General features: G+C 71.9%; 22 protein-coding genes. 4 read left to right on the top strand and 18 right to left on the bottom strand.

Annotation, left to right across the window (positions count from 1 at the left end):
- Nucleotides 1-120: 120 nt before the first annotated feature.
- Nucleotides 121-1,086, bottom strand: a complete 966-nt coding sequence (locus CD790_RS02495; protein WP_260867285.1) for a hydrogen peroxide-inducible genes activator — start codon at nt 1,084-1,086, stop codon at nt 121-123.
- 137 nt (nt 1,087-1,223) lie between these two features.
- On the opposite strand from CD790_RS02495, the gene CD790_RS02490 reads away from it, so the two are divergent.
- Both CD790_RS02490 and CD790_RS02485 read left to right on the top strand, forming a co-directional pair.
- Nucleotides 1,224-1,778, top strand: coding sequence for a peroxiredoxin (locus CD790_RS02490; protein WP_144381282.1), 555 nt, complete (start codon nt 1,224-1,226; stop codon nt 1,776-1,778).
- A 2-nt stretch (nt 1,779-1,780) separates the two neighbouring features.
- A complete protein-coding gene (locus CD790_RS02485) occupies nt 1,781-2,314 on the top strand; it encodes an alkyl hydroperoxide reductase (protein ID WP_144381281.1) in 534 nt (177 codons plus the stop codon).
- A gap of 174 nt (nt 2,315-2,488) precedes the next feature.
- On the opposite strand, the gene CD790_RS02480 is transcribed toward CD790_RS02485, so the two are convergent.
- From CD790_RS02480 to CD790_RS02465, 4 genes are all read right to left on the bottom strand, one after another.
- Nucleotides 2,489-3,964 carry an AI-2E family transporter gene (locus CD790_RS02480; RefSeq protein WP_144381280.1) on the bottom strand — a complete coding sequence of 492 codons (1,476 nt, stop codon included), beginning with the start codon at nt 3,962-3,964 and terminating at the stop codon, nt 2,489-2,491.
- 147 nt (nt 3,965-4,111) lie between these two features.
- Nucleotides 4,112-4,870, bottom strand: a complete 759-nt coding sequence (locus CD790_RS02475; protein ID WP_144381279.1) for a transglycosylase SLT domain-containing protein — start codon at nt 4,868-4,870, stop codon at nt 4,112-4,114.
- A gap of 406 nt (nt 4,871-5,276) precedes the next feature.
- Nucleotides 5,277-6,617, bottom strand: a complete 1,341-nt coding sequence (locus CD790_RS02470) for a PhoH family protein (protein WP_144381278.1) — start codon at nt 6,615-6,617, stop codon at nt 5,277-5,279.
- Between the two features lie 433 nt (nt 6,618-7,050).
- Complete coding sequence (locus CD790_RS02465; protein ID WP_144381868.1) at nt 7,051-7,812, bottom strand: isoprenyl transferase; 762 nt, start codon at nt 7,810-7,812, stop codon at nt 7,051-7,053.
- 273 nt (nt 7,813-8,085) lie between these two features.
- On the opposite strand from CD790_RS02465, the gene mgrA reads away from it, so the two are divergent.
- Nucleotides 8,086-9,126 (top strand): L-glyceraldehyde 3-phosphate reductase, encoded by a 1,041-nt coding sequence (gene mgrA / locus CD790_RS02460; RefSeq protein WP_144381277.1) that lies wholly within the window; start codon nt 8,086-8,088, stop codon nt 9,124-9,126.
- 137 nt (nt 9,127-9,263) lie between these two features.
- On the opposite strand, the gene CD790_RS02455 is transcribed toward mgrA, so the two are convergent.
- Together CD790_RS02455 and CD790_RS02450 are read right to left on the bottom strand one after the other, a co-directional pair.
- The gene (locus tag CD790_RS02455; RefSeq protein WP_260867284.1) at nt 9,264-10,121 is read right to left on the bottom strand and encodes a hypothetical protein; all 858 of its coding nucleotides are present in this window, start codon (nt 10,119-10,121) and stop codon (nt 9,264-9,266) included.
- 356 nt (nt 10,122-10,477) lie between these two features.
- The gene (locus CD790_RS02450; RefSeq protein ID WP_144381275.1) at nt 10,478-11,224 is read right to left on the bottom strand and encodes an A24 family peptidase; all 747 of its coding nucleotides are present in this window, start codon (nt 11,222-11,224) and stop codon (nt 10,478-10,480) included.
- 65 nt (nt 11,225-11,289) lie between these two features.
- On the opposite strand from CD790_RS02450, the gene CD790_RS02445 reads away from it, so the two are divergent.
- The gene (locus CD790_RS02445; RefSeq protein WP_144381274.1) at nt 11,290-11,643 is read left to right on the top strand and encodes a DUF192 domain-containing protein; all 354 of its coding nucleotides are present in this window, start codon (nt 11,290-11,292) and stop codon (nt 11,641-11,643) included.
- Between the two features lie 12 nt (nt 11,644-11,655).
- Here CD790_RS02445 and CD790_RS02440 read toward each other — a convergent pair whose 3' ends face one another.
- The 11 genes from CD790_RS02440 to cpaB form a co-directional block, all read right to left on the bottom strand.
- Nucleotides 11,656-12,258 (bottom strand): TetR/AcrR family transcriptional regulator, encoded by a 603-nt coding sequence (locus CD790_RS02440; RefSeq protein ID WP_144381273.1) that lies wholly within the window; start codon nt 12,256-12,258, stop codon nt 11,656-11,658.
- Nucleotides 12,259-12,345: 87 nt separating this feature from the next.
- Nucleotides 12,346-12,957: an OmpA family protein gene (locus CD790_RS02435; RefSeq protein WP_144381272.1), complete on the bottom strand. Its 612-nt coding sequence runs from the start codon at nt 12,955-12,957 to the stop codon at nt 12,346-12,348.
- A 7-nt stretch (nt 12,958-12,964) separates the two neighbouring features.
- Nucleotides 12,965-13,558 carry a hypothetical protein gene (locus CD790_RS02430; protein WP_144381271.1) on the bottom strand — a complete coding sequence of 198 codons (594 nt, stop codon included), beginning with the start codon at nt 13,556-13,558 and terminating at the stop codon, nt 12,965-12,967.
- Between the two features lie 40 nt (nt 13,559-13,598).
- Entirely contained in the window at nt 13,599-14,270 is a 672-nt protein-coding gene (locus CD790_RS02425) for a pilus assembly protein TadG-related protein (RefSeq protein WP_260867282.1), read from the bottom strand.
- An 8-nt stretch (nt 14,271-14,278) separates the two neighbouring features.
- A complete protein-coding gene (locus CD790_RS02420; RefSeq protein WP_144381270.1) occupies nt 14,279-14,476 on the bottom strand; it encodes a Flp family type IVb pilin in 198 nt (65 codons plus the stop codon).
- A 393-nt stretch (nt 14,477-14,869) separates the two neighbouring features.
- Entirely contained in the window at nt 14,870-15,757 is an 888-nt protein-coding gene (locus CD790_RS02415) for a DUF5936 domain-containing protein (protein ID WP_144381269.1), read from the bottom strand.
- Between the two features lie 18 nt (nt 15,758-15,775).
- Complete coding sequence (locus tag CD790_RS02410) at nt 15,776-16,714, bottom strand: type II secretion system F family protein (protein WP_144381268.1); 939 nt, start codon at nt 16,712-16,714, stop codon at nt 15,776-15,778.
- On the bottom strand, nt 16,707-18,083 hold the full coding sequence (locus CD790_RS02405; protein WP_144381267.1) for a CpaF family protein: 1,377 nt from the start codon (nt 18,081-18,083) through the stop codon (nt 16,707-16,709). The genes CD790_RS02410 and CD790_RS02405 overlap by 8 nt, the downstream gene beginning before the upstream one ends.
- Nucleotides 18,080-18,712: a TadE/TadG family type IV pilus assembly protein gene (locus CD790_RS36565; RefSeq protein ID WP_144381266.1), complete on the bottom strand. Its 633-nt coding sequence runs from the start codon at nt 18,710-18,712 to the stop codon at nt 18,080-18,082. The genes CD790_RS02405 and CD790_RS36565 overlap by 4 nt, the downstream gene beginning before the upstream one ends.
- Complete coding sequence (locus CD790_RS02395; RefSeq protein WP_144381265.1) at nt 18,709-20,433, bottom strand: AAA family ATPase; 1,725 nt, start codon at nt 20,431-20,433, stop codon at nt 18,709-18,711. The genes CD790_RS36565 and CD790_RS02395 overlap by 4 nt, the downstream gene beginning before the upstream one ends.
- 15 nt (nt 20,434-20,448) lie before the next feature.
- The gene (gene cpaB / locus CD790_RS02390) at nt 20,449-21,156 is read right to left on the bottom strand and encodes a Flp pilus assembly protein CpaB (protein ID WP_144381264.1); all 708 of its coding nucleotides are present in this window, start codon (nt 21,154-21,156) and stop codon (nt 20,449-20,451) included.
- Between the last annotated feature and the right edge of the window lie 23 nt (nt 21,157-21,179).

Below are 21,179 nucleotides of genomic sequence, written 5' to 3'. Positions count from 1 at the left end.
CAACCCACGCGACAAGACAGGCCGGGGAACCCCGCCGCGACGGCGAGCACCCCCACGGCGCAGTCCGGCGGTGCCCCACCCCCCACAACCCACGCGACAAGACGGCCCCAAGCCGGGAGGCTAAACCGTGAAGCGGACCGGCAGCGGCTTCAGCGCTCCCCGTAGCGCGACGGCGAACGCCTCGAACTCCTCCGCGCGCGCGGCGCCCGCGCGCATCGCGAGGCCGATCCGCCGGGACGGGGCGGGGTCGCTGAAGTAGCCCGTGGCGAGTTCGGCGCTGCGGCCGGTCTCCACGGGCACGGCGGTGCGGGGCAGCAGGGTCACCCCGAGCCCGCCGGCGACGAGTTGGACCAGCGTGGAGAGCCCGGCCGCGCTGGTGGTGCCGAGGGCGCCCTCCGGGCGACCGACCTCGCGGCAGATGTCCAGGGCCTGGTCGCGCAGGCAGTGCCCCTCGTCGAGCAGCAGCAGGTCCAGGGACTTCAGCGCCTCGCGGGGGATGTCGCCACGGCCGCCGAGCCAGTGGTCCTTGGGGGTGACGAGGACGAAGTCCTCGTCGAACAGGGGCAGCTCGGTGACGCCGGGGGCGCCGAGCGGGACCGCGAGCAGCAGCAGGTCGAGCCGGCCCTGGGCGAGGCCGTCCAGCAGCGAGGCGGTCTGCTCCTCGTGCACCTGGAGGTCGAGCTCGGGGTAGCGGTCGTGCACCAGCCGCAGCACGGTGGGCAGCAGATACGGGGCGACGGTGGGGATGACGCCGAGCCGCAGCACACCGGTGAACGGCGCCCGGGCGGCCTCGGCCTCCTCCATGAAGTCGCCGACGGCGTCCAGCACCGCCCGCGCGCGCACCGCCAACCGCTCCCCCGCCGCGCTGAGCAGCACCTTGCGGGTCGTACGCTCCAGGAGCTGCACCCCCAGGGTGTCCTCCAGGGCGGAGACCGCGCCCGAGAGGGCGGGCTGGCTCATGCCGATGGCGGCCGCGGCGTCGCGGAAGTGCAGATGTTCGGCGACGGCCACGAAGGCACGCAGCTGGGAGAGGCTGGGCTGACGCGGTTTTCCCACACCGCCGCCCGGGCCGAGAGAGACGCTCACTGATAACTCCTTCCGATCAGCAGCACCCAGTCTAGCTATTTCACTGATCAATGCCTTGTATGGCAGGGTTGTCACGTCCAACCCCAGGAAGGCCCGAACCGGGACTTTCTTCGCTGCAACCTGCACAAGGAGAGCGCGTGCTCACTGTCGGTGACAAGTTCCCCGAGTACGACCTGACCGCCTGCGTGTCGCTGGAGAGCGGCAAGGAGTTCGAGCAGATCAACCACAAGTCCTACGAGGGCAAGTGGCGTGTGGTGTTCTTCTGGCCGAAGGACTTCACCTTTGTCTGCCCGACCGAGATCGCCGCGTTCGGCAAGCTGAACGAGGAGTTCGCGGACCGCGACGCGCAGATCCTGGGTGTCTCCGGCGACTCCGAGTTCGTCCACCACGCCTGGCGCAAGGACCACGCCGACCTGCGTGACCTGCCCTTCCCGATGCTGGCCGACTCCAAGCACGAGCTCATGCAGGGCTGTGGCGTGGAGGGCGAGGACGGCTTCGCGCAGCGCGCCGTGTTCATCGTCGACCCGAACAACGAGATCCAGTTCACCATGGTGACCGCCGGCTCCGTGGGCCGTAACCCCAAGGAGGTCCTGCGGGTCCTCGACGCCCTGCAGACCGACGAGCTGTGCCCCTGCAACTGGAGCAAGGGCGAGGACACCCTCGACGCGGTCAAGCTGCTGGCCGGTGAGTGACCGTGGCTCTCGATGAGCTGAAGTCCGCGGTACCGGACTACGCCAAGGACCTGAAGCTGAACCTCGGCTCGGTCATCGGCAACTCCCCGCTTCCGCAGCAGCAGCTGTGGGGCACCGTGCTGGCCTGCGCGATCGCCTCGCGCTCGGCCCAGGTGCTGCGCGAGCTGGAGCCGGAGGCGAAGGCGAACCTGTCGCCGGAGGCGTACACGGCCGCCAAGTCGGCCGCCGCCGTCATGGCGATGAACAACGTCTACTACCGGACCCGGCACCTGCTGTCGGACCCGGAGTACGGCAACCTGCGTGCGGGCCTGCGGATGAACGTCATCGGCAACCCGGGCGTGGAGAAGGTCGACTTCGAGCTCTGGTCGCTGGCCGTCTCCGCCATCAACGGCTGCGGCATGTGCCTCGACTCGCACGAGCAGGTCCTCCGCAAGGCGGGCGTGGAGCGCGAGACGATCCAGGAAGCGTTCAAGATCGCCGCGGTCCTGCAGGCCGTCGGCGCCACCCTCGACGCCGAGGGCGTGCTCGCCGGCTGACCTGTCCGCCGGCCCGGAGCAGAACGAAGGGGCGGTTCCCCCAGCACCCGCTGGGGGAACCGCCCCTTCCGCGTTCCGTCCGTACCGTGTTCCGCCCGCTCCGCCTTCCGGCCCCTTCCGCCCGCCGAGGTCGGCCGTCGGCCGCGGCCGCGGCAGGCCCCGGCCGGGAAGCGACTACTCCGCCGGCTCGTTCCGCTCGCGCGACGCGATCGGCGGCGGCACCGGGGCGATCGACAGCGCCGAGGCCCCGTGCGGTCCCGGTGTCCCCGCCCTCGCGGCCTCCTTGGAGTACGCGCGCAGATAGCCCACCACCGTGTTGGCGACCGCGACCAGCGGAACGGCGACGACCGCGCCGCCGATGCCGCCGATCAGGGAGCCGGCGGCCACCGAGAGGACCACGGCGAGCGGGTGGACGCTGACGGCGCGGCCGAGGATGAAGGGCTGCAGGATGTGGCCCTCGATCTGCTGCACGGCCAGCACCACCACGAGCACCATGGCCGCCGTGAAGACGTCCTGGGTCACCAGCGCCACCACCACCGCGAGCGCGCCGGAGATCACGGCGCCGACCAGCGGGATGAAGGCGAAGAGGAAGATGAAGACAGCGAGCGGGACGGCCATCGGGACGTCGAGGAAGTAGATGCCGACACCGATGAAGATGGCGTCGATCAGAGCCACTATCACCGTTCCGCGCACATAGGCCGTCAGCGTCCGCCAGGCGCGCGGCCCGGCGCCCGCGACGCCCTCGCGCGCCGCGGCGGGGACCAGCTTGAGCGTCCAGTTCCAGATCTTCGGGCCGTCGTAGAGCAGGAAGAGCGTGCTGAACATCGCCAGCAGAATGCCCGTCAGCACCTCCACGACGACCGTGACGCCCTCCAGACCGGCCGAGGTGATCTCCTCGGTGTTGTCCCCGATCGACTCGCGCAGGTTCTTGGCGATGTCGTTGATCTGGTTGTCGGTCACATGGAACGGGCTGTGCAGCAGCCAGCGCCGCAACTCGTCGATGCCGTCCTGCACCCGCTGGGAGAGGTCGTCCAGGTTCTCCATGACCTGCCACACCACGAACCAGCAGACCAGACCCATGACGACGAAGCCGGAGACGAAGACGATGGCGGTGGCCAGGCCGCGCGGCACCCCGCGGCGGCGCAGCCGGGCCACGGTCGGCTCCAGCAGTGCGGTGATGAGCAGGGAGACGGTGAAGGAGAGCACCACCAGCTCGACGGCGCTGATGACCCGCATCAGCACCCAGACGGTGCCGGCCAGGACCAGCAGCCGCCAGCCGACCTCGGCGGCGACGCGCACTCCGTAGGGCACGGCGGCCACCGGATCGGGGCCGGGCGCCGCGAGCGGGGCGTAACCGGACGGCGTCTGAGCCCGCTCGGACCCGGGCTCGGCGACGCCGGCGGGCGCGCCGGGCCCGTCCGCGCGCGTGGTGCGGTCGTCGGCTCCGGAGGCGCCGGGGGTGTCGTCGGAGGCCGCACCGCGGCCGCTCGACGAGGGACCGCCGGCGCGCGTCTGCTCCAGCGGGGTCCGCTCGCGCTCCCGCACGTCGCGTTCCTCGCGCTCCCGCTCTTCACGTTTGGCTTCGAGCCGGTCAGAGAGCCGCGTCAGGCCGGCCCCCAGCCTGCCGACCCACTTCGGCAATCTGGACATCGTTCTTTCCCTACCCCCGCTCCCCGCAGTCGTCGGGATGACGTTACCGGAGGACGCGCCAAGCCCCCGTTCGGTTGCGAACGGGGGCTCGGTGACGTCTGGTACCGGTGCGCCGCCGGATGCGACGGCCTACCGGGGGCTACGGGCCTAGTACCAGTGGTTGGCCTGCCAGAACGACCAGGCGCCGCAGGGGCTGCCGTAGCGTTCGTCCATGTAGCTGAGGCCCCACTTGATCTGGGTGGCCGGGTTGGTCCGCCAGTCGGCGCCCGCGGAGGACATCTTGGAGCCGGGCAGCGCCTGAACGAGGCCGTACGCGCCCGAGGAGGGGTTCGTGGCCTGGTAGTTCCAGGTGCTCTCGTGGTTCACGATGTTGCTGAAGCACTGGAACTGGCTGGCGGGGACGATCTGCCGGGCCATCGCCTGCACCTCGGCGACCGTGTACGAGCTCTGCTGCGGGAAGGACTCCTGGCGCGGCGCGGAGCGGCTCGCGACCTGCTCCTCCTCCTCGCGCTCCTTGGCTTCGCGCTCGGCCTCGGCCTCGGCCTTCTCCTTGGCCTTACGCTCGGCCTCGGCCTTGTCGGCGGCGGCCTTCTTCGCCTTGGCGTCCTTCGCGGCCTGCTTACGCGCGGCTTCCTCGGCAGCCTTCTTCGCCTCGGCGTCGGCGGCGGTGGACTGGATGTCCGCCTGCGCCGTCAGCGAAGCGGTCTGGACCTGGGCCTGCTGGCCGGCGGGTATCTCTGCGAGGAGCGTCGCATCGGCGGCGGCCGCCTCGACGGGCTCGGCGGAGCTCTTCTGCTCGCCGCCCGCGGCGACGCCGACGACGGCGCCCACAGTGGTGACCGCGGTGGCCGACGCCACTGCGAATCCCCGGACCGAAATCCGGCTCACACGGTTTCCTTCCAGCATCGCCCACTTAGGTGACCTCGCGGGCGCAATCGTGCCCCTTGGCGCTGGCCTCCCCTTGTTCCGACCCCGGTTGGTGACGGGGACCGACTGGTCACGGGAGGCACGGGCCCGGTGGTCCCCCGCTGGGAGGGCCGTGGTGCTTCGGGCGGCATACGGCGGGTGTTGAGTTGTGGTACTGCTGATGCTCCACACCGCTGGGGGTGCTGATGTGCCGTATGCGGGGCCTGACAGGACCCACACCCTGCCGGAAGGCGACACCCGGAGGCAATTCTCTGTTGCGTGTTAAAGCTCACACCCCGTTTACGCCAGCGGTTTCAGGAAATCCTCCGCGCACCAAGGCGCCGCGCGACTAAGCTTCTTGGCTTCTCGCGCGGCGCCTCGATGGCGACAACGTCCCTTTTACGCCCTAGACATGGACATCCTCCAGCATTTCGGTCACCAGGGCGGCGATCGGGGAGCGCTCGGAGCGGTTGAGAGTGACATGGGCGAAGAGCGGGTGGCCCTTGAGCTTCTCGACCACCGCCACCACGCCGTCGTACCGGCCCACCCTCAGATTGTCGCGCTGGGCCACGTCATGGGTCAGTACGACCCGTGAATTGGCACCGATCCGGGACAGAACGGTCAGTAGGACGTTGCGCTCCAGCGACTGCGCCTCGTCGACGATGACGAAGGCGTCGTGCAGCGAGCGGCCGCGGATGTGAGTGAGCGGCAGGACCTCCAGCATGCCGCGCCCCACCACCTCCTCGATCACGTCCGCGGTGGTCACCGCGGAGAGCGTGTCGAAGACCGCCTGCGCCCAGGGGCTCATCTTCTCGGCCTCGGTGCCCGGCAGATAGCCCAGCTCCTGACCGCCCACCGCGTACAGCGGCCGGAAGATCATCACCTTCCGGTGCTGTCGCCGCTCCAGCACCGCCTCCAGCCCGGCGCACAACGCCAGCGCGGACTTGCCGGTGCCGGCCCGGCCGCCCATGGAGACGATGCCCACGTCCGGGTCGAGCAACAGGTCCAGCGCGATGCGCTGCTCGGCGCTGCGGCCCCGGATACCGAACGCCTCCCGGTCGCCGCGCACCAGCCGCACCGTCCCGTCCGCGGTGACCCGGCCCAGCGCCTTGCCCCGCTCGGACTGGAGCACCAGCCCGGTGTGCACGGGCAGCCCCACCGCCTCGGGAACCTGGACGGCGGACTCGGCCGCGTAGAGCTCGTCCACCCGCTCGGCGGTGACGGACAGTTCGGCCATCCCGGTCCAGCCGGAGTCGGTGATGGCCAGCTCCGCGCGGTACTCCTCGGCGAGCAGGCCGACCGAGGACGCCTTGATGCGCAACGGCAGGTCCTTGGAGACGACCGTGACGTCATACCCCTCGGCCTGGAGGTTCCTGGCCACCGCGAGGATCCGTGAGTCGTTGTCCCCGGGCCGTCCGCCATGGTTGAGGAAGGCCGCGGGCAGGACACCCGGATCGGAGTGGTTGAGCTCGACACGCAGGGTGCCTCCCAGCTCGCCGATGGGGATCGGGGCGTCGAGACGGCCGTGCCGGATGCGGTACTCGTCCAGCAGGCGGAGCGCCTGCCGGGCGAAGTAGCCCAGCTCAGGGTGGTGCCGCTTGGCCTCCAACTCCGTGACCACGACGACCGGGAGCACGACCTCATGCTCCTCGAAGCGGGCCATGGCGTTCGGATCGGCCAGCAGGACGCTGGTGTCGAGAACATAGGTGCGCCGGTCGTGCTCGCGGCGCTTCTTGCTGGTCACCACGGGTGGACGAACCCCCTCGGGAGAGGTTGGGGTGCGACGGCGTCGCGGGGGAATGGACCGGGCAGGACCCCACGCGGGGCCGAGCACCGGCCCTCCGCGTCATACGCACGATCCGCACAGTCGTCCGTGAGCAAAGGGCCTCCCGGGCGGACGGCCCCATGCCGCCCGCTGGCAGTTCGACACCCCCATGGACAGTTGGGCAGGGCGTCGACCTGCCAGGGATATTCCCTCGATCGTGCAAACCCATGCAACGGCATATGACGGCAGCCACGTGAACGTTGTGCGACACGGGTGCCAACCGTGTCCCGGGAGACCGCTGAGTCGAACCCCCGCACGCCGCCACCCTCACGGCAGCGCGCGCACTCCGACCCCGCGCGCACCGGCGGCCGAGCCGAGGGGCGCGCGGCGCCCTGAGGCGAACCGAGCCCCGAGGTCAGTTCCCGTAACGCCGGTGCCGCGCGGCGTAGTCCCGCAGCGCGCGCAGGAAGTCCACCTTGCGGAAGGCGGGCCAGAAGACCTCGCAGAAGTAGTACTCGGAGTGCGCGCTCTGCCAGAGCATGAAGCCCGAGAGGCGCTGCTCGCCGCTGGTGCGGATGACCAGGTCGGGGTCGGGCTGGCCGCGCGTGTAGAGGTGCTCGGAGATCATGTCGATGTCGACGATCTCGGCGAGCTCCTCGAAGGTGGTGCCCTTGTGGGCGTGGTCGAGCAGCAGGGACCGCACCGCGTCGGCGATCTCCTGACGGCCGCCGTAGCCGATGGCGACGTTGACCAGTATCCCGTCGACGTGGTCGGTGGCCTGTTCGGCCTGCTTCAGCACGGTCTGGGTGTGCGCCGGCAGCAGGTCCATGGTGCCGACGTGGTGCACCCGCCAGCGGCCGTCGGCCGCCAGGTTGCGCACGGTGTCCTCGATGATGGCCAGGAGCGGGAGAAGCTCCTTCTCCGGGCGGTTGAGGTTGTCGGTGGAGAGCATCCACAGGGTGACCACCTCGACATCGGTCTCGGTGCACCAGCCCAGGAGTTCCTGGATCTTGTTGGCCCCCGCCTTGTGGCCCTGCTCGGGAGAGCCGCCGGAGGCGCGGGCCCAGCGGCGGTTGCCGTCGAGGATGACGCCGATGTGCTTGGGCACCTGCGCATGGTCGAGGCGGCCCTCCACCCGGCGTGCGTAGAGCCCGTACACCAGGTCGCGCAACTTCACGTCTTCCAGCCCCTCCATGCCATGACCTGCGCTGTGCGCCTTGCTGTGCTTCGCGCCATACGCCCTTGCCTCGCGCTCCGCGGCCTCGCGGCGTGCCGGCTTCGGCGGTCCGCGTCTCGTGCTGTCGCGCCGCGCAGCTCGCTCTGCCGCCATGCCGTGGCCCTGGCGGTCCGCACCGAGGGCGCCACCCTACTGCGGGGGTGGCGCGGGTGGCGAACCTGGGGCGGTGCGAGCCTGTAGCGTCCGTGTGACACCCCGCGAACAGGATCATCCATGAGCGACACCACCTCTCCCTACGCGGCCGCCGCCGACCGCTATGCCGCGATGGAGTACCGCCGCAGCGGGCGCAGCGGCCTGAAGCTGCCCGCCGTCTCGCTCGGCCTCTGGCACAACTTCGGCGACGACCGCACGCTGACCTCCCAGCGTGCCATCCTGCGTCGCGCCTTCGACCTCGGCGTCACCCACTTCGATCTGGCCAACAACTACGGGCCGCCGCCGGGCTCCGCCGAGCTCAACTTCGGCAAGCTGCTCGCTCAGGATCTCCGGCCGTACCGTGACGAACTCATCATCTCGACCAAGGCCGGATATGAGATGCACCCCGGGCCGTACGGCGAGTGGGGATCGCGGAAGTACCTGATGTCCTCGCTCGACGCCTCGCTGCGCCGGATGGGCCTCGACTACGTGGACATCTTCTACTCGCACCGCTTCGACCCGGACACCCCGCTGGAGGAGACGATGGGCGCCCTCGCCTCCGCCGTCCAGCAGGGCAAGGCGCTGTACGTGGGGGTGTCCTCGTACGGCGCGAGCCAGACCCGCGAGGCGGCGCGGCTGCTGCGCGAGATGGGCGTGCCGGCGCTGATCCACCAGCCCTCGTACTCGATGATCAACCGCTGGATCGAGGACGACGGGCTGCTGGACACCCTGGAGGCGCAGGGCATGGGCTGCATCGCCTTCGCCCCGCTGGCCCAGGGCCTGCTCACCGACAGGTATCTGGACGGGGTCCCGGCGGGTTCGCGGGCCGCCCAGGGCAAGTCGCTGGACCCGGCGCTGCTGACGGAGGACACGGTCCGGCGGCTGCGCGGGCTGAACGAGATCGCCGCGCGGCGCGGCCAGTCGCTGGCGCAGCTGGCGCTCGCCTGGGTGCTGCGGGACGAGCGGATGACCTCGGCGCTGATCGGGGCGTCGAGCGTGGCGCAGCTGGAGGCGAACGTGGCGGCGCTCGGCTCGCCGAAGCTCACGGCCGAGGAGCTGACCGAGATCGACTCCTATGCGCGGACCACGGAGGGCGTGAACATCTGGGCGCGCCGAGGCTGAGGCCGGAGCCGCGGTAACGGGTGTGTCCGCGGCCGGATCCCTTCGGTCGCGGGCGGCCGGCGGTCGCGGAGCGGGAACAGGGCGGGAACGGGACCGGGCGGCCCGAGATCCGGGGATCCGGGCGTCACGGTGGCGGATCAACCGCGGATGGTGACCCCGTGGCGGGTCCGCATCCGCCGCAGTTCCCAGAGCGAGACGGCCGTCACGGTGAGCGGACCGCCCAGCAGCGAGCACAGCTGGACCTGGACCGGCCCGTTCGGCATGCCCTGGTCGATCAGGTTGAACAGGGCGAGCACCCAGACCAGCACGCCGGTGAGCACCGCGGGCAGCGCGGCGTGCACATGGGCGGTGTTGAAGGCGCTGCGGGCGGCGTGCGCCGAGGCGAAGAAGAGGAACGGCAGCCCCCAGAGCAGTACCGCGATCATGGCCAGGGCGATGGCGATGTCGAGCGCGCCCTGGTAACCCCCCGACTGGGCGGCGAGGCTCCCCGCCCAGATCGACCCGCCGAGGGCGATCACGGTCAGCAGGTACCAGCCGATGGTCTTCAGCGGGACGCCCAGCCGGGAGCGCAGCACCCGGCGCCGGTGCGGCGGCGCGTAGAAGATGAAGGCGAGCATGACCAGCGGCCCGGTGACGATGAGCAGGACCGGGGTCACGAGGAGATTGCCGACGCTGTTCTCGGCCGCCTCGTTCCAGCCGTCCTCGGGCCCGTAGGCGTAGGCGATCCCCAGGGTGGCCAGCAGGCCGAGCAGTGATCGGGTCAGCTGTACGCGGTCCACGACGGGGTCCACGATGCGGCCTTCGCCCTGGTGCTTGAACACCTTCTCGGCCGCCCGGTTGGCCGAGCGGAGCACCGGGACGAGCCAGCCGACGAAGGGCACCCGCCACCACAGACGGCGCCGGCGCGGCGCGGGACCCGGCGGCGGGCCGGGGTAGGGCGTGGGCGGCGGGCCGTACGGATCGGTCACCTGCGGGGGACCGTACGGATCGGTCACCGGCGGAGGTCCATACGGAGCCTGCCGTGCCCTGTGTCCGGAATTGTTCGGCGGACCCCATCCCCCCGTGGCCATGACCCCTCCCCTTCACCTGCGCTGATGGCAACAGCGCGGGAGTCTAGGGCACGGTTTCGGCCGTGCCCCGGGGCTTCGGTGAACGCGGGGCGCGCGGGAGGGCGGCGGGGCCGGGGCGGCGCGGGGCATGAAAAACGGGCCGGTCCGTGGGGGGGATACGGACCGGCCCGAGGGGGGGCTTCCACCATAACCCTTTGTAAGGGGTGCTCGATGCATCGACGGGGGTGACCGGGTGTCGCGCGCTGACGGCCGGCGGTCTCGGACGGGGGCGGAGGCGGGGGTCAGGCCGCCCCCAGGCCGCCCAGGAGCAGCCCCGCACCGGCCCCGATGATCATGAAGGGTCCGAAGGCCATGGCGGTTTTCCGGCCGGCGTGTCGGGTCAACACCAGGGCCATGCCGTAGCCGGACCCCAGCAGCAGCCCGGCGAAGGCGCCGAGGAAGAGGACGGGCCAGCCGTACCACCCCAGAGCGATACCCACGGTCAGCGCCAGCTTGACGTCACCGAAGCCCATCCCGCTCGGGCTGATGACGAAGAGGAGGAGGTAGCCGCCCCCGAGCACGAGCCCGCCGAGCAGCGCCCGCGGCCAGGAGCCCGCCCCGTGCGGCAGCGTTTCCGCCACGGCCAGCAGGGCGGCCGTGGCCGCGGCCATCGGCAGGGTGAGCACGTCCGGCAGCCGGTGGACGGCCCGGTCCACCCCCGCCAGCAGCACGCCCGGTGGGGCGAGGAGCAGCCAGACCGCGAGCTCCGGCCGCGCCCCGACCGCCGCCGCCAGCGCTCCGCAGACCAGCGCGGTCCCGAGCGCGGCCAGCGGCGCGCTCAACCCGTACGCGCGCTCCCCGGGCCGGCAGGCGCCGCACCGCGCGGGGCCGAGCCAGCCCCCGGCGACCCCGGTGATCGGGTGCCCGCGCGGGCACTCGGACCGCCACGGCTCCTCGGCCGGCACCGCCAGCCGGTGCAGCGGGCGGGGCACGAGCAGCCCGGCGGCGGCTCCGTACGCGGTGGCGGCGGCGATCAGCAGGGCGGGCACGGGGCAGAGCCTACGGAAGCGGCGGCTGGTAGAAACAGTGCCAACGAGTCGCGAGGGGGCGGGAGATGGGGCGAGCGTGGCAGGACGGCGCCGGAACGCTGCACGTGCCGACGGGTGCCGTACCGCTGGAGATCGCCGCGTCCTACCGGGCCCGCACCCGGGGCCTGCTGGGTCGCGACGGCCTGGACGGCGCGCTGCTGCTGACCCCGGCGGGCGGGGTCCACACCTTCCGTATGCGCTTCCCCATCGACGTCGCCTATCTCGACCGGGAGCTGACCGTGCTGTCCGTACGGACCATGCGCCCGGGCCGACTCGGCCTGCCACGGCCGCGGGCGCGCCACGTACTGGAGGCGGCGGCGGGGGCGATGGCGGGGTGGGGTGTGCGGAGGGGCGTACGGCTCACGGTCGAGCCGGGCTGACGGCCGGTGCGGTCAGAGGGCCGCGAGGGCGGTCTCCACGGCGCCCTCCAGCCCGGCCCGGTCACAGCCGGCCTGGGCGGAGACACGCAGCCCGCTGATGGTGGCGATCAGAAAGTGCGCCAGCCGGCCCGGGTCGCCGCCCCGGTCGAGGTCGCCGGCGCGCTGCCCGGACTCGATCACGGCGCGAAACGCCTCGAAGCGCGCCTGGTAGTCCCTCTTCAGCAGCTCGGCGATCTCCGGATCACGGCCCGACAGCTCGATCGCGGTGTTGACGAAGAAGCAGCCGCGCCCGGTCGACGCCGCCACCCAGTCGACGTCGCTCTCGCCGTACACCTCGGCGACGATGTCGGTCATCATCGTGCGGATCTTCTCGCGCGCCGACAGGTCGGATCCCAGCAGTTCGGCCTGCTGCTCGGCGCGCAGCTCGACATAGCGGGCGAAGGCCCGGCGGAAGAGGTCGTGCTTGCTCTTGAAGGTGTTGTAGATCGAGCTGCGTCCCAGCCCCGTCGCCTCGCACAGCTCCTGAGTCGACGTCGCCTCGTACCCGGCGGCCCAGAACGCCCCCATCGCGGCGTCGACCGCACGCTGCTCGTCGAACGTCCTCGGTCGTGCCATGCGCCCAGCCTAACACGTTTTAGACCACCCGATCCATTACATCCCGAGCGACCCGCCCCCTGGCTCCATCGGGAGGAGGCTGACGGACTACCCGTCCCGCGAGAAGCTGACCTCCACCCGCCGGTTCTTCCTGCGCCCCTCCTCGGTCGCGTTGTCCGCGATCGGGTACTGCTCGCCGTAGCCGCGGATCTGGTAGTCGACCGTGGAGTCGAGGCTCTTGGACAGTTCCCGCTGGACCGCGTTGGCGCGTTCCTTGGAGAGGTCGTCGCCGTGGGCGGAGGAGCCCAGGTTGTCGGTGAAGCCGAAGACGCGGACGGTGGTGGCGCCCTGCTCCTCGACCTCGTCGGCGATCACCTTGATGCGCGCGCTGGCCTCGCGCGAGAGCCTCGCGCTGTTCTTGTCGAAGAGGACCTCGGCCTGGAGGGCGAACTTCACCCTGGTGTTGGTGTCCTCGCGCCGCTCGTCGCCGGTGGCGGTCTCCACGACGACCTTGATGTCGAGGACACGGCCGGGGGCCAGCTCGGCGCCCTCCTTCAGCCGCAGATCGGCGTCGTCGGCGTCGATCTCCACAGGAGGCGTGGTGTCGGCGGGGGCGCCGGGGCCGCCGTCGGCGTGGGCGGCGGGCGACGGGACGGCGAGCAGGAGCGTGGCGGCGAGGGCGGCGACGGCCGCCTGGGAGCGGATGCGGTTCCTCGACATCAGCGGTTCACCCGGAGATCTCGATGCTGACGGACGGCATGGTGGGGAGTTGGAAGTCGACCGTGCTGACATCGTCCGGCGGGGCGGGGAACTGGGCGAAGATGGGTCGACTTTCGTTGGGCTTGATGTTCATCAAGCCTGTGGTGCACAGGCACTGTCCGTCCGTGTCACGAAGGACCAGATACCGCTTCTTGCCCGCCTGGTCGACGAGAGAGGCTCCCGAAACGGAGGTGGGGGACCTGAGCTCGGTCTCCTTGGACCGCCACATCAGCGCGTCGAAGGGCTTCGTACCGCGGTTGGTCACCGTCCCCTGGACCGTCACGAATCCGCCGCTGTCCCGCGTGGCTGACGCCAACGTGACGGTGACACCGTTCGGCCCCTTCAGCTCTCCGATCGACTCGGTCCCGTCGGACACGGCTTCACCGCCATCGGTCTCCGCGAGCCGGGAGGGCCTCTTGGACTCCGCGCCTTGTTTACCGCCCTTGCCGTCCCCCTCCTCGTCACCACCGCCTCCGCAACCGGTCAGCGCCAGGGCTGCGGTGGTCGCGACCGCCACCATGAACACGCCCCTGAGAGGCTTCGTCGTACGCCGCATACTCATGAGTGCGCAGTCCTTCGCGTATCGATCGACGGTCGGCTGATCAACGGGTCAGTTTCACGGTGAACAGGTCCTTTCCCTCGGGGAAGTCCTCAGGGTGATCAGGGTCGATCTCCACCTCAGCGCCTTCGCACAGGAGGCGAATCGAAGACTCCTCTTCCGTGGGCTCGTCCTTGTCGTCATCCCCGGCGTCCCCGCCGTCCTCGCCATCGCTCTCGCTGGGAGCAGGCTCGGTAGGTGTCTCGGACGGTTCGTGGACACAGCGCGGCTCCACGACCGCCTTGGCGCCGGCCGTCGCCCGCTTGTCCTCGGTGCCGGGGATGACCGACTTCCCTACGGTGTGCAGTGTCTCCACACTGACGGCGAAGGACACCGGCAGGTAGCCCGGGTCGCACGCGCGCAGCCGCGCGTCGTTCTTCCCCGCGAACCACTCGGCGTCGGCGCAGGGATCCTCGGGAACCTCGAACCTGGCGTCCAGGATGTCGTCCCAGGGGGTGTCGCGCGCGATCGCGTCCAGGAGCGCCACCCGCAGCTGGTCGCGGTAGCTCTGCGCGGCCGCCAACGCGGCGGCGTCGGCGGCGGTCTGGCCGCCGTTCCTGGTGGCCCCGGCCTGACCCACCGCGAAGAAGGCGAGGGCGAGGAAGAGTAACCCGGCAACCGCGGTGAGGTAGATGGGGAACGCCTGCCCCGCGTCACGGCCGGGGCGAGCGGTCACCCGGTCGATCAACCGGTGATCTTCCGGATCTCTTCCGAGATCGCGCTGGCGATCATGCTTCCGAAGTCCGTGGTGATCAACACCATGGCGATGGCCACCACCACGGCGATGACGCCCAGATACTCGACCGAGGTCTGGCCCCGGTCCGTCAGGCGGACCGTCAGACGGTTCCGCCACCGGTCGTTCCGCACCGTACGCTTTCCCATCGCATTCCCCTCCACGCGTGGCCGCCCCCCTGTGGGCCGGCGCTCCGCCCCCCGTGGCGCCGCTGGCGACACGAGCAAAGTACGCCCGAACACCGGCCGCGGAACAGGGCACGCGGGGGCATTGCTTTCCGCTCCAGGGATGTTCGAACCGTGGCCGGCGGGCCGGGTCAGCGTGGTCCACCCCTCTCACCCCCTTCCGGGTGTTCCGTAGACGACTGTGCCATACCCCGTTGCATACGCGAAGGTTCTTGTCTCAATGGAAACGGTTTCGAGACCGCCGCCGAAGAGCGCAGCTGATCGTGGTGGGGAGAGGTGTGTTGGGAGGTGTGCGGCGTGGCCTGCGGTGCGACGGGGGGCATCATGGAGTGTTCCTCTCGCTGCGGTGTGCATGCGTCATTCCCCCGTGATGTCGCCGAAGTTGGTGCCGGATCCGATGAAGAAGCCGGCGATCAGCAGGATCACCGTGCCCGGCACCATGAACGTGGTGATGATGACGGTGGCTTTGGGCACCGCGCGGGCGGCGCGGCGGCGGGCGTTCTGCGCGTCGGTGCGGCGCATGTCGTTGGCGATGGCGATCAGCGTGTCGACGATCGGCGCACCGAGGTCCTCGCCCTGCTGGAGCGCCGTCACGAACTGGGCCACCTGCTCGGAGTCGTTGCGTTTGCGTAGTTCCTCGAACGCCTGGCGACGGCTCACGCCCATGTCCATCTGGCGGAGGGTGATCCGCAGCTCGTCGGCCCACGGCCCCTCGTACCGCTCCGCCACCCGATCGAGTGCCTGGCGGAAGCTCAGGCCCGCGCTGACGACCACCGCCAGCACGTCGAGGAAGTCCGGCAGGGTGCGCTCGATCGCGTCCTTCCGCTCCCGCACCGCCGCCCAGATCCCCACCTCGATCCAGAACAGCCCGAAGGCGCACAGCAGCAGCGCCAGCAGGAGCTGACCCTCGGCCAGCATCACCAGGGCGCCGCCGAAGCCGAGTGCCCCGTAGACCGCCCTCCGGGCCGCGTAGCGGTCCACCGTCAGGCCGCCGGGGTTGCCCGCCCGGTCGATGCGACGGCGGACCTTGGCGACCCGGCGCTCGCCCATCAGCCGCAGCACCAGCGGGGCGTAGCGCATGCCCAGCCGGTCCACCGCCGAGCCGACCACCGTGGTCCGCGTCGAGCCGACCTCCAGCGCCACCGCCAGGTCGCTCGGCAGCTTGGCCTCGCCGCGGTAGAGCGCGACCCCGTACGCGACGCCCGCCACCGACAGGGCCATCGCCAGGGCCAGGATCAGTCCCATCGTCTTCGCGCTCCCCCGCTACACATCGATCTTCGACAGGCGGCGGATCAGGAAGAACCCCGTCCCGTACAGCCCGAAGGCGACCACCACGGCCGCCTGGCCCCAGAAGCTGTCGGTCATCCGCTCGATCGACCCGGTCGAGATCCTGTCCATCAGCAGCAGCGTGCCGACGCCCATCAGCGGCACCACATAGGCGGTGGCGGTGACCTGGGACAGCTGGGTGCGCACCTCCCGACGGGTCTCCTTGCGCTCCTCCAGGGTCTGGGTGAGGTTGCGCAGCGAGGTGACGACCGTGCCGCCCGCGCGGTGGGAGAGCACCAGGGTCGTGACCAGTACGACCAGCTCGCGGGAGGGCAGTCGGTCGGCCAGCTCGCCCAGCGCCTCGTCGACGGAGTGCCCGACGGCCAGCTTCGCGGCCACCTTGGCCAGCTCCTCCCCGGCCGGAGCGTCCATCTCGTCGGCCGCCATGCCCAGCGCCGTGCGCAGCGCCAGGCCCGCCTGGGTGGCGTTGGCCAGGATCCGTGCCAGCTCCGGCAGTTGGTTGATGAACCGTTCGATCCGCTTCTGTCGTTGCCAGGTGAGGAAGGCGAACGCCGACCACACGGCGACCAGTGCGGCGATCGGCCCGAAGAAGGCCGCGAGCGCGGTGGCCGCGATCAGCCACAGCCCGGCCGCCGCGCTCGCCGTGTAGACGACGAACTCGGCGGGGCTCGTGGTCAGGCCCGTCGCCGCCAGCCGCCGCTCCAGCCGCCGGCCGACGGCGGTGGCGCGCAGCCTGCGGTCCAGCCGGGCGAAGCGGCGCCGGTGTCCGGCGCGGGGCGCCGGCCCCGCGTCCGAGAGCCGCTCGATCAGCGCCTGCCGCTGGGCCCGCCCGGAGGCGTAGGTCTGGACGCCCACGACGGCCAGCGCACCGCTCAGCAGGGTGCCGCCCACGGTCAGCAGGGCCGGGTCAGCCACGGTGACCCCCCGGCCCGTCGTACGTTCCGCGGCCCGGCGCGGCGCGGGTCGTCAGCTCCGCCGGGAGGGCGGCGACCCCGAAGGCCGCCGGTACCGGCTCGTTGGCCAGCCGCAGTCGGTCGGCGAGGCGCTCGGGCAGCGGGAAGTGGTCGAAGCGGCCGCGGATGGTGCGGTCGGCGCCCATCGGCTCGGGGCGGAAGCGGGCGACGGTGGTGATGCGGTACTCCTCGTGGCCGTGCGAGTCGAGCAGGGCGATCTCGCTCACCTTGCGGGTGCCGTCGGCGTGTCGGGCCAGCTGGACGACGCAGTCGACGGCGCTGTTGATCTGGTCGCGCAGCGCCTCGTACGGGATGGCGACGTCCGACATGGAGGCGAGCGTCTGCAGCCGCATCAGCGCGTCCTCGGCGCTGTTGGCGTGCACCGTCGCCAGCGAGCCGTCGTGGCCGGTGGACATGGCCTGGAGCATGTCGAGCGTCTCCCCGCCGCGCACCTCGCCGACGATGATCCGGTCGGGGCGCATGCGCAGCGAGTTGCGCACCAGGTCGCGGATGGTGATCCGGCCCTTGCCCTCGACGTTCGGGGGACGGGACTCCAGCCGGATGACGTGCGGCTGTTGGAGCTGGAGCTCGGCGGCGTCCTCGACGGTGATGATCCGCTCGCCCTCGGGGATCAGCCCGGAGAGCGCGTTGAGGAGGGTCGTCTTCCCCGCTCCGGTGGGGCCGGAGACGACGATGTTGAAACGGGCCCGCACCAGCGCCGCCAACAGCAGCAGCATCTGCTCGTCCAGGGTGCCCATGCCGATCAGTTCGCGCAGGGTGTAGACGCGGGGGAAACGCCGGATGGTGAGGGTGGCGCCGGTCAGGGAGAGCGGCGGCAGGATGACGTTGACCCGTTCGCCGGACGGCAGTCGGGCGTCCACCATCGGGTTGGACTCGTCGACGCGACGGTTGACGGTGGAGACGATCCGCTCGATGGTCTGCATCAGCTGCTCGGGGGAGGCGAAGCGGACCGGGACCCGCTCCATGCGGCCCGCCCGCTCCACGAAGATCTGGTCCGGGCCGTTGACCATGATCTCGGTGATGGAGGCGTCCTCCAGCAGCGGCTCCAGCACGCCGAGGCCCAGCGCCTCGTCCACCACCCGGCGGATCAGCTGGGCGCGTTCGGCGGTGGACAGCACCGGGCCCTCGCGGCTGATGATGTGCCCCAGCACCCGTTCCAGCCGGGACCGCCGGTCGGCGGCGGCCAGCGAGGACATCTCCGCGAGGTCGATCTCCTCCAGCAGCTTGGTGCGGTAGACGGCGACCAGCCGGCCGTCCTGGCGCCCCTCGGCCGGGCCCTCGGGGGCCGCGATCCTCGACCGCAGGCTCATGCGTCCCCTCCTCCGTCCGACAGCCCACCGTCCGACAGTCCACCGTCCGACGGTCCTGCCTCCGACGGTCCGCCGGCCGTCGACCCCCTGCCCGTCGATCCACCGTCCGCCAGTCCCCCGCCCGTCAGTGCGTCGCCCGTCAGGGCCTCGTCCGCCGGGCAGGGCATGGTGGCCTCCCGTCGTGCCTCGTCGAGCCCGATGCCGGGCAGCAGCCGCGGGATCCGGACCGTGACGGTGGCGTGCGCCTCCGCGCTCCCGTCGCAGGAGCTCCAGTCGATGCTGGTGTCGTCGGCCAGCCAGCCGCTGACCGCCGCCCGGCCCGCCGCGCCCGGACTGCTCACCGGGTCGTCCAGGGAGGCGGTGCGGGCGGCCGCCCGGGCCGCCGTGCCCGCCTGCTGCGCGGCGTAGGCGGCCAGGCCCAGCTGCACCCCGGCGAGCGCGATCACCAACAGCAGCGGCAGGAAGCCGATCAGCTCGATGGAGGCCATGCCCCGGTCCCGCGCGGCGCGGTCCCACCGCCGCGGGAAGCCCGCCGCGCGGGGCGCGCCCCCGCCCTGCCGCGCGCCCGGCCGCCGGGTGCGGGCCTCCCCCCGATCCACCGCCCGCCGAGGCCGTCGTCGCGCCGTCATCGCCCGGCCTCCTCGACCGCGCCGGCGGAGCCCGTGACGTGCCAGGGGAAGTCGACGGCGCCGGGGAAGAGAAGGGGGACCTTCAGGTCGACGGTGACCCTTCGGACGTCGCCGTCCACGGCGCCGCAGGAGACGTCCGCGGTCCAGGCGTCGGGGAGGTCCTCGGTGGCGGCGGCCGCGCAGTCCTCGCCCACCGCGGCGGCGCGGGCGCCCGCGTCGGCGGCGTTGCCGGCCAGGGAGTAGGTGTAGCCGACCAGGACGCACTGCCAGATGGCGATGAGCACGACGAGGATCACCGGCAGTACGCCGATGAACTCGACGGTGACCTGTCCGCGGTCGCCGCCCCGGCGGCGGCCGAAGCGGCCGTTGCCGGGCACCTGGGTGAGGGCCTCGGGACCGGTGCCGGCGCGCGGGTCCGGGGCCGGGGCGCCGCCCGCGCCGGGGCCCGCGCCCAGGGCGCGGCGCCGGCGCAGCCCCGGCAGGGAGCGGTCGGCCGGCCCGGCGTGGCCGCCGCGGTGGCCGCGGCCGCCGCCGGTGGCCGCGGCCGGGTCGACCAGGCCGAGCTCCCCGGCCAGCCCCCACAGCGCCTGTCGGACCGTGGACTTGGCATCGAGGTCGTGCATCCGGCCGGAGTCGACGGCCGGTTGCAGCTCCTTGTAGCCGGCGGGGACGCAGGTGCGGGCGCACCGGGTGCCGGTGGCCCGCTCCACCAGGGCGGGTTGGATCTCGGCGCCGCGGGTGTGCCGGTTGACCAGGGTGAGGGTCTCCTCCGCCTTGCGGATCTGGAGCCGGTCCCAGAGTCGGACCATCCGCTTGGTGGCGCGCACGGCGACCACGTCCGGGGTGGTGACCAGCAGCGCGGTGTCCGCGATCTCGATGGTGGCGGCGCCGGCCGTGGTGATCTGCGTGCCACAGTCCACGACGACGACCTCGAAGCGGGCCCGCAGCGCGCCGATGATCTGGCGGGCCGCGGTCTCGCCGACCTCCTCGCCGCGCTCGCCCTCCCCAGGCGCCAGCAGCAGCCCGAGCCCGGTCTGGTGGGTGAAGACCGCCTCCTGGAGCACGCGCGGAGTGATGTCGGCGATCTGCGCCAGGTCGGCGATGGAGCGGCGGAACTGCACATCGAGGTAGGAGGCGATGTCCCCGGACTGGAGGTCCATGTCGACCAGCGCCACGCTGCGGCCGGCGGACCGGGCGGCGAGGGCCAGTTGGACGGCGGTGACGGTGGTGCCGACGCCGCCCTTGGCGCCGACGACGGCGACCAGCCGCCCGCCCGGTCGGGCCGCGGCCAGCGGGTCGCCGCCGCCTCCCAGATGGCGGCGGACCCCCCGGGCCCACTGGGCCGCGGCGTGCACGCGCGCGGCCAGCTCGTCGTAGGTCAGGGGCAGCGCGGCCAGCCCGCGGGCGCCGGAGTCCATGGCGGCGGAGTAGAGCGCGGGGCCGGCGTCCGCGGTCATCAGCACCACGCCCACGGCCGGGAAGCGCAGCGCCACCTCGCGGATCAGCTCCAGCGCCGGCACCGGTCCGATCCGCTCGTGCACCAGCACGACCTGCGGCAGCTCCTCCACCGAGGCCGCGGCCAGCGAGGCGAGCGTGTCCAGCAGTCGGGTCGAGTCGCCGACCGGGGCGAGCGGCTCGACGTCGGGGAGCTGGCCGAGCAGTCCGCCGACCGCGCGGGCGGCGTCCGGTTCGCCGACAGCCGGAAGGATTGTGATGGTCACCGTGGCCGCCTCCTGCTACTTGTCGGCGTCGAGGGTGTACGTGCGGTCGGCGGGGTCGACGGGGTCGGGGGCGCCTCCGGGGGCGATGAGCGCCAGTCGGACATGGGAGGCGAAGGACTCGGCGTAGGCGACCCGCTGGGCGTCCCGGGTGTCCAGGGCGAAGGTGATGGGCACCGCCTTGTCCAGCCGGCGGCGCTCGTCGCGGTCCGGCTCCAGGGCGGTGAGCTCGCCGACGTCGATGACCCGGGCGGTCGAGACGATGAGCTTGGAGACCGGCTTGTCGTCCTGCTTCCGGCCCTCGAAGGTGGCGTAGATGTTGACCTGGTCCCCCGGCCTGATCTTGCCCGCGACGCCGGTGGCCGCGTCGATCATGATGGCGATCTCCTGCTGGCCCGCTCGGAGGGCGGGGCGATCCACGATCATGTCGGCCTGGAGCAGCGAGCCCTTGCGCAGCGGGGTGACGGCGATCTTCCCGCGGAGCTCGGCGAGGTCGGTGACGGCGGTGTCCGGCAGCCATCGCTCGGGCATGGAGACCTTCTCGAACTCGCCCGCGTCCAGCGTCTCGTAGGCGGGGATGTCCGTCTTGAGCTTGTACGCGGTGGTCTCGGGGCCGACCTTCGACTCCACGTCGTTGATCACGGACAGCACTCCGGCGAACGCGCCGACGGCGCACAGGACCGACAGGAGCAGCAGGATCACTCCGCGGCGCTGGCGAGCATTCATGGACGGGCAACCTCGTTCGGGAA

The organism is Streptomyces sp. SAJ15, from assembly GCF_007595705.1.
Lineage (GTDB): Bacteria > Actinomycetota > Actinomycetes > Streptomycetales > Streptomycetaceae > Streptomyces.
The sequence above is the reverse complement of the archived record's forward strand: the minus strand, read 5'-3'. Positions and strand labels throughout refer to the sequence as shown.